The organism is Kitasatospora sp. NPDC059327 (genome assembly GCF_042752535.1).
In the GTDB taxonomy this organism is placed as follows: domain Bacteria; phylum Actinomycetota; class Actinomycetes; order Streptomycetales; family Streptomycetaceae; genus Kitasatospora.
Window position 1 is genome coordinate 116519 of sequence record NZ_JBHYYB010000012.1, and the last position, 13070, is coordinate 129588.

A 13070-nucleotide genomic window follows, 5' to 3' on the forward strand; every position below is an offset into this window, starting at 1 on the left:
GCACTCATCACGCAACCGTCCCTTCCTTGTAGTCCAGCAGGCTGACTTCGATGAGCACATCCGGCGCGGTCAACGTCCCGTCCGCGAACTCCACGGTCACCGTCTGCTCCGGATCGCCAGGCCACAGGGTCAGCGCCGCGCCGACCGTGTAGGTCGACCCGCACCCGGCGGAGTCGTCGAAACCGTTCAGAGCCTCCTCCAGCAGCCCGATGAGCACCGCCGTGTGGTCCGCGGCCAGCCCCTTGAAGAACGACAGCGGAACAGGGCCCGGAGTGGCCAGATCGCGCGCAATCGCCTCCAGCCGGTCCAGCTCCGCGTCGTTCTGCGCTTCTCCCTGGCGCCGTTCGAGGCCGAGGTCCGGGATCTTGCGAGGGCGCCCGGTCGACTTCGCACCACGCTCGGTACTGCGCAGGACGACCTTCACCTCGTGACAGGCTCCGGCCGACGCGGTGTTGTGGACGGCGATGTCCTCCTCGTCCGGCGCGAGCGCATGGCGCGCCGGCCACATCCCGAACGCCGCCGCGAACACCTCATAGGTAGCGGCAGTCGTCGGCTGCGCGTGCAGCATCCGAGCGATCTGCCGGAAGTCCGCACCCACGTCACTGCCGCGCGTCGTGGCGTAGTAGCGGCGGTCGATGGCGCCGAGCAACGCGTGGATGGCGTCTGCGGCCGCATCCACGAGACGCTCAATGGACCCCCTGGGCGTGAACCATGCCTGAAGGTCGCCCAACTCCCTTTCTCTGGCAGCGGCCCAGCTGTCCTGGGCCTCGGGCTCCAAGATGCCGGCACCTGGTAGGGCTCGCCTCACCACCGACGCGACACCCACTGCGTTCAGCTCGTCGAAGGCCGACCGCACCCGCCCCAAGGACTGCTCGGTGCGCCGGGCGAACTGCCGCAGAGCCAGCAGAATGTGCTCGCGGCTCGTCGCGAACACGGCGTCGTTGCTGACATCGTGTTGGGCCAACGTCCCCACCGCGCTGTAGAAGTCGCCGCCCGCCTCCTGCAACTGCTCCAGATGCGCGTTGACCTGCGCCAGCGCCGGGGCGAGCATCCCCGCATCCTCCCGGAAGTGAAGCAGCAGCCCGCGCAAGGTCTGCTCCACAGCATCGAGCAGCCGAGGCGGCAGCTGCAGGGTACGGTCAAGCCGCCCCACGGCCTCCCGCACGGCGGCGACCATCACCCGCCCCTCCCGGGTCAACGACCACGCCTCACGCCGTCGCCCGCCATCGGCGTAGCTGCCCACGGGGGCGCTGTAGTTCCGGAAACGGGTCACGTACCCCGTGTCCGTGAGCCTCTCCACAACGTCCGACAGGGCCTCGTTGCCGACCGGATCGACGTATCCGACCTCGAAGAGGAGCCCACGGATGTCGGACAAGGTCCACATCGGCCCGCGACTGCTCGCCAGCAGCAGCGCTCCGAGTACCGCCGCCGACAACTCCCTCCGCTCGTCGTCCTTGTCGGCGAAGACCCCGAACAGGTCGGTGTCGAGCATGCGCCACCAGGCACCGGTCACCTTCAGTTGCCCTTTCGAGTACGACTCCCCGGACACGTCGATGGCCGAGGCAAGCAGCCAGCCGAAGCCAGACACGGCACAGAGACCAGTGTCTGACGCCCACGACACAGCGACACCGAGCACCATAAAGAGAAGCACTGACAATTCACGGAAATAGAACAAAAAGGCGAATGTAATTGGCCTGGCGCCGAGTCGAATCACTTCGACGAATGCCCAATGAGAGAGCTGCCGAAAGCGGAATTTCCCTCTCCGCCTGGCTGTAGCCGCAACGGCGCGGCGGTGACAACCGGCCGCACCTCCCGTCGGCGTCGATCACCCATGCCGGTGGTGCGGACTCAAGTCCGATGGCGGCGGGGCCTCTTGTCTGCGTGACTGTTCGTCCAGCTATTGTGAACATTTGTTCGTATCATGGGATGGGAGCCACTCGAACGGTGCGTGTTCCGGGGAAAGCCGTCGTGGAAGCCGCAGTGCCAGTAGCGTGTCCACCCGGCGAGAGGCAGGCGAGGCAGTGAGCGACCGTACGGGTATTGAGTGGACCGAGGCGACCTGGAACCCGACCACGGGCTGCGACCGCATCTCGGCGGGGTGCGACAACTGCTACGCCCTTGCGCTGGCCAAACGCCTCAAGGCGATGGGCTCCCTCAAGTACCAGAATGATGGCGACCCCCGCACCTCCGGGCCGGGGTTCGGCCTGACGACGCACGAAGCCGCGCTCAGGATCCCCTACGGGTGGCGCAGTCCGCGCACCGTCTTCGTCAACTCAATGTCGGATCTCTTCCACGCCCGGGTGCCGCTGGACTTCGTCCAGCGGGTGTTCGAGGTGATGGCCGAGACCCCCCAGCACACCTACCAGATCCTGACGAAGCGAGCCCGCCGGCTGCGGAAGGTCGCTGGCAGTCTGGACTGGCCGCCGAACGTGTGGATGGGAGTGTCCGTGGAGAACGCCGAGTCCCTCGACCGGATCGACGACCTCCGGACAGTTCCGGCCGCGGTGCGCTTCCTGAGCTGCGAGCCCCTGCTCGGCCCACTGGACGGCTTGAACCTGGAAAACATCGACTGGGTCATCGTCGGCGGTGAGTCCGGACCAGGACACCGGCCGATGGAGACCGCCTGGGTGGAAGACGTTCGGGATGCCTGCGACGAGGCAGACGTGCCGTTCTTCTTCAAGCAGTGGGGCGGAAGCACACCCAAGGCCAACGGCCGCGAACTCGACGGACGGCTCTGGGACGAAATGCCGGCCTACCGCCTCGAAGCTGCCCGTTAGGAACCGCACCCACGCGGGCGGCCCCGCCCCACCGTTCGCTGGAGCTCACACGAGGCGGCCCTGGCCGGAGTCGGCTTCGATGTCCTCGAAGCCGTCCTCCTCCAGGTCCTCCTCGTTGTAGAACCGGACAACGCTGTCATGCGGCCACCGGGTGTTGGCCTTCACCGGCTGCACGCGAAATGCCAGGCCCTCCTGGGCCAGGTCGTCCAGGGCGGTTCGCAGGTGCGCCTCCTTGTATCCAAGGCGCAGGGCCTCACTGGTCAGCGCGGACCAGGACCACTCCATGCCGGAGTGTGCCCTGAGCGCGCTCTCGAGCGAGCTGACATCAGCCTCACCGAACAGGCCGAGCTGCGCGATGTCGTGTGCCGACGCCCCCTTTCCGGTATAGGCGTCCAGCTTCCATTTCACCGGGTTCCAGCATGCGAGGCCCGCCTCGCTGTGAGTGGCCAGCACCAGGTGATAGCGAGCCGAGTCCCTGCTGACCTGGATGCCGAAATGCCCACTGAGTAGGCCGGCTTCGCCCAGCGCCTCGCGGTAGGCGTCCGCGAACGCCTCCTTGCGGGTCACTTGGCCCGACTTTCCGACTGCCGACTGCCAAGCCCCGCCCCCGAAGTAGGCATCCATGACCGGCGCAAAGGCGGGCTGCTCGCAGAACCGGTGGAGCTCACCGGTGAAGAGCGATACCAGAACCTCATCGCGTCGGCCCTGGGTGCAAGCCTTGACGAGTTCGAAGGGAAGGCTCTTCAGATTGAACGGGTCGAGCAGCCAGAGCACAGGCCTGTCGGGATCGCCCTGGTGAGCAAGCGCTGACAGTTCGGCCTGGCGGTCGACGGCACGACCGGGCTCCGCCACCGTGATCCGTAGACGGGGGTCGCGCGGCAGAAGATCAATTTGGCGTCTCAACTCCTCCACCCGGTCGGGCCGTTCCTCCAGGCAGATGAGGTTCAACCGGTTGAAGCGGCCCCTGGCTGAGTGCTCCAGGAATGTCTTAGCCACGACGATCGGCGAGCCAGGCGGACCGTCCTTGTAGACACCAGGGCCAGCGAAGGCGTCGACAATCGTCGCCTCTTTGAAGGTCTGGAGGATCTTCCCCATCCAGCACTGCAAGTAGTGGCGGTAGACCAGGTGCTTCACCTGGGTGTGCGGGTCGCTTCGCCACACCGGCTCGTTCTTCAACTCCTGCTTACGCCCTGCCATCTTCCCCCCTGCGCAGTCGGCACTGGCCGTGCAGAACGTGGCCAGAGATCAGATTGGCGCCCCACACGCTCCGTGTCCAGTAGATCGCGGAAATGGACGCCCGCAGTGGCGAGTGCCCGTGCCGGCGCGCAGGCCGAATCTGCGGTCTGGTCGGCGGCCGACCGGAGAGTTCCTACCCGCGGATCACGCCGCCGTCCCGAAGCCGTGTTCGACGCGGCGACCCGCCTGGCCAGTGACCTCGGTGTCGGCGCGGTCGAGTGCAGCGGAGAGGGCCTTGACGGCGTCGTCGGCGGAGTCCTTGAGGAGGTGGCCGTAGAGATCGACGGTGATGGCGAGGTTGGAGTGGCGCAGGGTCTTGGAGGCGACGGCGAGGGGGATGCCGGCGGCGATCATGATGCTGGCCGCGGTGTGGCGCAGGTCGTGCAGACCGATCTTCGGAAGGTTGAGTTCGACGGTGCGTTTGCGGAGCTGGTCGAGGACCCACTGCGGGCGAAGCGGTTCGCCGTCCGGACGGGCGAACACCAGCCCCTCCAGCCTGCCCTCCGGGTGGGCCGCCATCTGAAGGGCGGCCTGGCGGTGGAGGGCGGCCATCACTCTGGGGGAGAGGCTGATCCAGGCACGGCTGGCCTCGGTCTTGGGCTCGCTGAGGTGGATCTTCCCGTTGTTCACGGCGGTCAGGGTCCAGCGGACGTAGAGCTGGCGGTCCATGAGGTGCACGTCGGACCAATGCAGGGCGAGGATTTCGCCGCGGCGCATGCCGGTGCCGAGCATGACCTCGAACAGGTCGGTGAGCCGGTCGGCGTAGTGCTCGGTGTTGTGCCGAAGGAACGCGGCGGCCTGGTCGGGGGTCCAGCAGACGCGTACGGCGGCGCGGGGCTTGGCGGGTACGGAGTGCTTGGCCGGGTTGTAGCTCAGCCGCCACTTCCGCACTGCGTGGTTCAGGGCGTTGCGCAGCATGGCCGCCGCGTGGTGAACGGTGGTGCGCCCGCGGCCGGTGGCGAGCTGAACGCTCACCCAGGCGTCGATGTGCTTTGGCCGCAGGTCGACGAGCAGCATGCCGCCGAACGCGGGCACCAGGTCACGCTCGATGCACGCCCGGTAGCCCGCCCAGGTGTTCGGGGCCAGCGCCGGCCGCTTCGCCTCCAGTCACTCGTACAGGAACAGCCCGACCCGCAGCGTCCGGTCCTCGTACACGCCCCGGTACTCGGCATCCAGCACCCGCGCCATCTCCCGAGCCGCCTCCGCCCGGCTCGCGAACCCACCCCGCCGCCGGGTGCGGCGCTTGCCGTCCTCCGGCGCCAGGTCCACTGCGTACGTCCACCGCCCGTGCGTGGTGTCGGCGGCCAGCTGCGGGCACGCACCAGGAACCCAACTGCTTCCCGCTGGTGCCGTCCTTGCACCCGCACCTGCGGTACACCCTGCCCCGCTTGGGACGCTGCGCCATGGAGTCCTCCTCGAACCTGGTGGTGATGGCGTGTCCAGAGTTGTGGGAGTGGTGGGTGTGGCGGCAGAGCGTGCGGGGCGGGGCGTGGAGCACGGACAAGATCGACTGGCCGGGACACGCGCTGGCGACACGCCGCGAGGGTGATCACGGTGTGCGGCTGATGGGTAGGGCAGCTTGATCGCGTGGCATCGGCCCACACGGGGTCGCTGCTCGGAGGAGTGGCAGCGGACAGGGAGGGGGCGGTCGGTGCATGCCGATGTTGAGCCAAGACGGCTGTAGCGATGGCCGTGAGGGAGCTGGTCAGCTAACTCGCAGCTCACGCCGCCCGTTGTCGCCAGCGTGCGATAGCTTTCGGATGGATTCTGAGTCGAGGGGGTTCGGTGACCGACGGTGCGTATGCGGCCGAGTTGCGAGAGTACTCGCTGGAGGTGCTCGGAGACTCGCTGGGGATGAAGCGCTGGCGGGGGCCGGAGCAGTTGCGAGCAGCCTCGTTCAGCACCGCGCGGGACTACGCCGGTCGCTTCCTGCTGGAGCTGCTGCAGAACGGGCACGACGCGCACCCGAGGCAGCGGCACGACGGTCGGGTGCACGTTCTTCTCGACGAGGACGACGGCGAGTTCGGCACTCTGCTGGTCGGCAACGGTGGCACCCCCTTCACCTGGGCCAGGGTCGAGTCGGTGTGCAACCTGGCGATCAGCGAGAAGGTGATCGGCGAGGGCATAGGCAACAAGGGGGTGGGGTTCCGGAGCGTCCTGCAGATCACGGACGCACCGGAGATCTACAGCGCCCGCAGCGAGGGGACCGGCCCGGCAGTGCTGGACGGCTACTGCTTCCGATTCGCCTTGGAGGAGGAGCTGGCGGCTCTGCTGGGGGACCGAGAGGCCGCCCGGCGAGCGGTGAAGAAGCTGCCACCGTTCCAGATTCCCTACCCCGTGGCCGAGGTGCCGGAGGCCTGTGCGCAGCTGGCCGAAGCCGGGAGCGTCACGGTGGTCCGGCTCCCGCTGCGCAATAGGGCCGCGCGCGATAAAGTCCGGCGCCGCATGCAGGAGTTTGCTTCTGCCAAGGCTCCGGTGATGCTGTTCCTGGACAGGCTGTCTAGTCTGGTGCTGGAGCGACGCGTCGCCGGTGCGGTGGAGACCGTCAGCGAGCTGACCCGCGTCGAGCGGTCGCTGAAGCCAGCTGCCCCCTCCTTGGTCGTCGGCACGGCTGCACTTGCCGTCTCGTTCGCCGAGGTCGATCTCGGCCCGGCTGGGCGCTTCGTGATCGCGCGTCACACCGTGGACGACGAGCGCCTCCGGTCCACCGTCGAGGAGGCGGTCAAGGAGGGCCGACTGGACGAGTCCTGGCGGGAATGGGCCGAGTCGGCCGTGGTGGAGGTGGCGCTGCCGGTGGCAGCCGTCAGACCGAGGCGTGGGCAGACCTTCACCTTCCTGCCGTTGGGGGAAGAAGTCCTTGCACCTTTTCCCGGCCACCTCAACGCCCCTTTCTACACGAAGATGGACCGCACCGACCTGGACCATGAGCACTCCCTGAACAGGCTGCTGTTCGAAGTGGCGGCCGAGACCTGTCTGGCAGCGTCCGAGCAGCTACGAGGGCTGCCAGGACCGCGGATGCGGCAGATGGCGGTGGACCTGGTGAGCTGGGAGTCGACGGGCCCGAGCGCGAGACTTCTGCCGGCGGCGGCCCGGCGCGTGCACGGCCGCGACCTGAGCGAGGTGGCCATCGTGCCGGCAGTGCGGATCGAGGGGGCTCCACAGGAGGCCAGCTGGACGACACCGCGGAGTGCCACTCTCTGGCCGGAATCCGAACTCGCCCTGCTCACACCAGAGAAGGCACACGCGACCGGGATCGCCGTGGTGGATCCGGAGGTCGGCACCGAGCGGCTCAGGCGACTGGCGGCGATGTGCCGAGCGCTGAAGTACCCGCTGGATCCCCCGCGGTCGGTGCTGGCGGACCTGGTGGAACGGATCGTGGCCACGATGCCGCTGCCCCGGGCTGGCGAGTCCGTCCGGGACTGGGAAGCCCTGTACGCGGACCTCGCCACGCTCTTCGAGTACGACGGGGAGGTGCTGCGCGGCCGGAAGATCCTGCTGGCCGAGGACGGGACGCTCCGGCGCGCGAACGGCGGTGGCGACAACGATAAGCCAGGGCAGCGGGAAAAGCGGCGGCAGGCGTTCTTCCAGCCCGGAAACGTTGCGCGGGCTGACGAGGGGACGCTCGCGGTGCCCGCTGTGCTCGGCAAGCGGCTCTTCTGCCTGCACGCGGATCTGAGCTGGGCCGAGAACGACGACGGTGGGCGCCGGCAGCGGGTCCGGTTCTTCCTGCAGTCGGCCGGTCTCGTCCGGCCGTTCGACGCCAAGGGCCTGCTGGAGCATGTCCGGCTGGCTCTAGTCGAGAGTGCGGATCAGAAGCTGCGTCTCCAGGCCCTCCGGTTCGTCTTCCGGCTGTGGCGCTCGAGGCAGTTCGCAGGAGAGCTGGCGCTGTCCTCGGTGGGCCTCTACGTACCCTCGGCCGACGGGGCGCTGATCCGGGCCTCTGGGGCGGCCTTCGGCACAGGATGGACGGGCACGACCGGGGACGACCTTGCAACGGTGGTGGCGGACGGGCGTGAGCTGTCGTCCGCGCTCCGGTGGATCGCGAAGCGCCTGATCGCGCCGCCGGACACACTGGCGAAGCGGGGCGAGACCCTGGACGAATGGCGCGACTTCCTGACCGCTGTGGGGGTCACCGACGGACTGATACCCGTCGTCACGGAAGGGGCCAGGCGGCGTGCCAACGGTGGCGCTTTGACGACGGCCAACCTTCTCAGGATGGCGAACCTCCCGAAGGGGGTCGACGAGCAGTGGGAGCAGCACCTGGAGCGACGATGGTCCTCCGCGTGGTACCCCCAGACGCCCTATAACGGTGGCCACGCCTATCGGCTGCCGGGCCAGGAGGTCGTGGGGCGGCTCGGCGAGGCGGCCCGATTGGCGTACGCCCGGCTCGTGCTGCGAGGGCTGGCGACGTGGACGCCGGAGCGCTTCAGGACGGTCTGGACGAGTGAGAGCAGCCGCAAGACGAACCACGAGTACGTGAGGACGCCGCTGGAGGCTTTCGTCCACCGGCAGCCTTGGCTGCCAGTACGGGGCGCCGACCGCGCGGTTCGCTGGGTGCGCCCAGCCGAGGCCTGGTACTGCCCGCCCGGAGCGGAGGAGGAGCCCGCCTTCGCGCCGACGGTCGACCGGCGGCTGCGCCAACTGCTCGAGCCGAAGCCGGTCCGCGACCGCCTGGGCGAGGCTGGCCTGCCCACCTGGGGTGAACCGGAGGACAGCGCACGCCTGGTCGCAGCACTCGGCCGGTTCCTGGAGGACGGCGCGGTCCGAGGTGACGACTGGCCGTTGACCCAGCGTGCCAACGAGCGTGCCTGGAATGACCTCGTCGCACAGCCCGACCCCGAACTCCCGGAGGACGGCGTCCTGCTCGCCGAAGTCGGGGACCGGATGGTGGCTGTACCCCTCGCTGACCTCGTCGACGACAGCGCGGTGCTGTACGTCACCGGCGACCGGGACAGCCTGGCCGCCCGCCTGATCCGGGAGATGGAACAGCCGTTGCTCGTGCTGCCTGGCATCGCGCGGCAGGTCTGCAACCTGCTCGAGGACATCTGCCCCGGTGCGGTCCGGGCCGTGGACTCCCTGGAGTTCTCGGCCACCGTCGACGGCGAGTTGGTGGACCCAGCGGTCATGGGCGAGCCGCTGGTCGACGAGTTCCCCTGGCTGACCCTGGCGGTGGCCGCACTGGCCGACCACGATCCGCACGCGCCCCGGCCGAGCGATGCCACCCTCACCGAGCTGACGGGCGCGCTCCGAGAGGTTCGACTGCACCGCTACACCGACTGGGAGGTGACCCTCGACGAGGAGCCGGTCACCGTGCCGGACCGGCTGGACGGAGTGTTGCCGCTGCCCGATGCCAAGCACCCGCTACTGCTGACGCGGGAAGGCGACCGAGGCTGGGGCGAGGTCGCCCGGTTCGCGGTCGCGATGGCCGACCTGCTCGGGCACCGCAGCTTCGGCGACCGGCTGCAGCTGGCTGCCCTGAAACTTGGGGACGCCCACGCCGACCTGCGGGCACCGGCGCAGGAGGAACTCGCCAGAGCCCTCGGCCTCTCCGCCCGCCAGCTCGAACAGACCAGCCGCCGGATCGACGGAGCCGTCGGTGGTGTCCTGCAGCGGGGCTACCCGCTGCTCGTGCACCTTCTCGGCCGACCGAAGGCCGACGAGCTGACCGAGCCGACGCCCCGGGACACCCAGGACCTCACGGCTGCGCTGCGCTCCTGTGCGAGCGAACTTCCGGTGACGGCGGAGCAGTTCGTCGATGAGGCCCGCGCGGCCCGGTCGACCGACGAACTCAGGGCGGCGCTCGGGATCGATTTCGGCGCGCTGAACTACACCCTGGCCGCCCTGGCTCCGCGTTACCAGCCGATCAGTCACGGCGAGGCGCACGAGGAGGCGCTCCGGGCGTTCGTGGACCTGCACCGGAAGGAACTGCTGAACCGGCTCCGCTGGTCGGCCCTGGGAGAGTTCGACGCCAGGCGACCGCTGGCCGACTGGCCGGAGCTCCGTACCCTCGACTGGATCACGGCGCCTTCGGCCTGGGCCCTCGCCGTCGACGTCGTGAATACCGGACTGCTGCGGGCGCAGGTCGAGGATGCACTCGTCGTACGGTTGGGAGGGCCGGTCCCGGAGGAGGGGGACCCGCTGCCGCCGATCGACCACGCGCGCGGCCGGAACAAGAGCGTGATCGCGGGCAAGGCGGAGGACCTCGTTGCCCTGGTGACGGCGTCCGGCCGGACGCTGCCCGACGCGCTGTCGGCCCTCGACCCGGGAGAGGAGGTCACCGCCCGGCTGGAGGCGGCAGGTGCGCTCGATTTCCGACTGCTGGGCCCGGACGATGTGGTCGCCTGGCTGGCCGCGCTCGGGCAGTGGCCGGGTGACCTGCCCCGTACGGCGGACCTCGACCGCCATGGGTTGACTCCGGAGGACCTGGACGAGGTACGGAACGAGGCGAACCGGGCCCGTGCAGCGAGGGAGCGCGCCAGACGTCTCATCTCGGTGGGGAGCCGGGAGCTCGATGCGCACTCCGGCGACTTCACCGAACTGACCGCTGTACTGCGCGAAGCGCTGGAGGCCCGGCCCGAACTGGTCGGCGGTCGTCACCACTTCGCCCAGCTCACCCCGGTCGCGCCGCGGAGCGGGGGGAGCGGCGCGAGGCACCGTCCGGGCAGCGGCCGTGGCCGGGCGGACAGCGGACTCTCCCAGGCTCAGCGGACAGCGATCGGTTACGCGGGCGAGTGGTATGCCTACCACTGGCTGTGCCGACAGTACCCCGGCACCGACGAGAGCAGCTGGGTCTCCACCAACCGTCGCGGTGCGTTCCCGGGAACACCGGGGGACGACGGTCTGGGCTTCGACTTCCGGGTCGGCTCCGGCAAGCAGCCCCTGATGTTCGAGGTCAAGGCGACGCAGGGGCAGGGCGGACAGATCGAACTCGGGGAGAGCGAGGTCCGGGCGGCCCAGCAGCATGCCAGCCACGACCGTTGGCGGCTGCTGGTGATCACCTCGGTCCTCGACTCCGAAGGGCTCCAGGTGCGCATGCTCCCCAACCCCTTCGGCGCGCGGGGGCGCGGGTACTACCGCGAGGAGGGCGGCGCTTTGCGCTTCACCTACCACTTGTGATCCGGGCAGGAGAGGCTCGCGATCGACTGGGACACGCGCTGGCGACTCGCCGAGAGGGTGATCACGGTGTGCGGATGGTGGGTAGGGCAGCTTGATCGCGCCACATCGGCCCGCACCGGTTCGCGGCCGGGAGGAGTGGTCGCGGGCCGGGACAAGGCGTCTGCCAGTCGGCCGTGGGTTGTTGATCTCGTACAACCCGGAGCACGTGCGGTGCGTGGCGCCGGGCCTCGGACCGGTCTTCGGAGTGAGCGTTGGCGGGCGCCGGGAATTCCTGCGAGGCCACACGGAATTGGCGAGTGTGGGATTTCTGGAAGCAATTCTCTGCCTGGAGTCCGGCCTGGGCCAGATTGATTTCTCCCGGGACTCCTTGGCTTCTGTCCGGTGGCTCTCTGGGCTATCTGCCGGAATCGCTGGATTGAAGGCCGGAGTGACGTTACCCTGGAGGCATGAACGTCACCCGGACCCTCCGTCAAGCCCCCGACCTGGGGACCAGCTGGGGACCAAACGTCATGCGCGCTGCCGCGCGAGGTGCGCGAAACATGCTCGTCTGCACATGCACGACGTGCGCGTGGGCGCATTTTGAGGGATAGTAGGATATCCCTACTAAACTGGGGGTCAAGGGGTCGCAGGTTCAAATCCTGTCGTCCCGACGTGAGTCGGAAAGGCCGTTGGCCGGGAGAAATCCCAGGTCAGCGGCCTTTTGCATGACGCCCCGTCAGGGACCATGGAAATTGGTTCGCATACTGTTTGGGACCACTTTGGGACCAGGGCCCAGGAGGTCGGGGGCAACGCTCCCCGATGGGTGTGCCGTTCGGTAACTGGTCGCTGCTGGTCAGGCCGTGTATCTGTACTCGTTGATGACGCCGCCGAGCAGTCGGGTGCGTAGGAGCCGGTCAGCGGTCAGGTCGTCTTTGGGCACTGGGTGCTCTTGGGCGAGCGGAGGGGGCTGATTTCGAGCCTGGTGTGGGCGATGGCGGTTGTAGTGCCGGGTGTAGGCGTCGAGGACCTGCTGGGCGTGGGTCTCGTTCCATATCAGCAGGTGGTCGAGGACTTCGCGCCGCAGGGTTCCGATGACTCGTTCGCAGTGGGCGTTCGCTCGCGGAGCACGGGGTGGCGTTTCGATGACCTCCACGTCCTCAGCCTCGAAGACAGCGTCGAAGGACGCGGTGTACTTCGCGTCCCGGTCGCGGATCGGGAAACGCGGTGATTCGACCCGGGCGCCCAGCTCGTTCGCGAGGTTTCTCGCCTGTTGCACCGCCCAGGGACGCGTCGGATGGGCGGTCACCCCGGTGACGTGCAGTCGGCGCGTGCCGTGGTCGAGGAACATCAGCGCATACACCCGGCGGCAGGTCGACCAGATCGATGTGCACGAAGTCGCAGGCGACGACACCCTCGGCCTGCCGCCGTCAGGATCTCCCAGACCGTCGTCGTGCCGATTGGATGCCCGAGGCGGACCGGTTCGCCTTGGATCCGACGGCAGCCCCAGCGCGGATTCTCCTTGGCCGGCCGCGGCACCAGCCTCTTCAGCGCGCTTGCGGTCGGCGGCCTGCCGGGCCTGCCCCGCCGCTTGCCGTAGTCCCACTTCCGGGTGACCAGCCTGCGGCGCCGCGCGAGCAGAGTCCCGGGCGTCACCGGAAACACCTTCGCCCACCGGCGCCTGGGGATCAGCGAGGACAGCGCCGCGAACCACAGCCGGTCCGCCGGCTCGTACCGCACCGGCGCGGTGAGTTGCCTGCGCAGTACCGCGTTCTCATGCCGTGGCACCAGCAGTTCGGCGTCTTTGGCCGCGTTCCGGCGCAGCGGCATCGCCGGAACCGACAGCGGTTTCCGCGCCACCTGATACACCAGTGAGACGATCACCTGGACAGGGTTCCAGCAGGCCGTGACGGCGCGCCAGACCCACTCCTAGCAGCACCGATGAGCTTCCGAACGGCACACCAT

The 13070-nt window shown here is 68.8% G+C and carries 6 protein-coding genes and 1 pseudogene; 2 read left to right on the top strand and 5 right to left on the bottom strand.

Annotated features, from left to right (window positions below; genetic code table 11):
* Nucleotides 1–7 precede the first annotated feature (7 nt).
* On the bottom strand, nt 8–1675 hold the full coding sequence (locus ACFXHB_RS10565; RefSeq protein ID WP_380573534.1) for a DUF2397 family protein: 1668 nt from the start codon (nt 1673–1675) through the stop codon (nt 8–10).
* A gap of 346 nt (nt 1676–2021) precedes the next feature.
* Between ACFXHB_RS10565 and ACFXHB_RS10570 the strand changes: the two genes are divergently transcribed.
* A complete protein-coding gene (locus tag ACFXHB_RS10570) occupies nt 2022–2777 on the top strand; it encodes a DUF5131 family protein (RefSeq protein WP_380573536.1) in 756 nt (251 codons plus the stop codon).
* A 45-nt stretch (nt 2778–2822) separates the two neighbouring features.
* Here the strand turns inward: ACFXHB_RS10570 and tcmP are convergent, their stop codons facing one another.
* From tcmP to ACFXHB_RS10585, 3 genes are all read right to left on the bottom strand, one after another.
* Nucleotides 2823–3974, bottom strand: coding sequence for a three-Cys-motif partner protein TcmP (tcmP, locus tag ACFXHB_RS10575; RefSeq protein ID WP_380573538.1), 1152 nt, complete (start codon nt 3972–3974; stop codon nt 2823–2825).
* A gap of 183 nt (nt 3975–4157) precedes the next feature.
* Complete coding sequence (locus ACFXHB_RS10580) at nt 4158–5120, bottom strand: tyrosine-type recombinase/integrase (protein WP_380573570.1); 963 nt, start codon at nt 5118–5120, stop codon at nt 4158–4160.
* Nucleotides 5121–5738 carry an Arm DNA-binding domain-containing protein gene (locus ACFXHB_RS10585; protein WP_380573539.1) on the bottom strand — a complete coding sequence of 206 codons (618 nt, stop codon included), beginning with the start codon at nt 5736–5738 and terminating at the stop codon, nt 5121–5123.
* 60 nt (nt 5739–5798) lie between these two features.
* Here ACFXHB_RS10585 and ACFXHB_RS10590 point away from each other — a divergent pair, with 60 nt between their 5' ends.
* A complete protein-coding gene (locus ACFXHB_RS10590) occupies nt 5799–11129 on the top strand; it encodes a sacsin N-terminal ATP-binding-like domain-containing protein (protein ID WP_380573540.1) in 5331 nt (1776 codons plus the stop codon).
* Nucleotides 11130–11961: 832 nt separating this feature from the next.
* Here ACFXHB_RS10590 and ACFXHB_RS10595 read toward each other — a convergent pair.
* Nucleotides 11962–12989 (bottom strand): annotated as a pseudogene (locus tag ACFXHB_RS10595) (integrase core domain-containing protein).
* Nucleotides 12990–13070 lie beyond the last annotated feature (81 nt).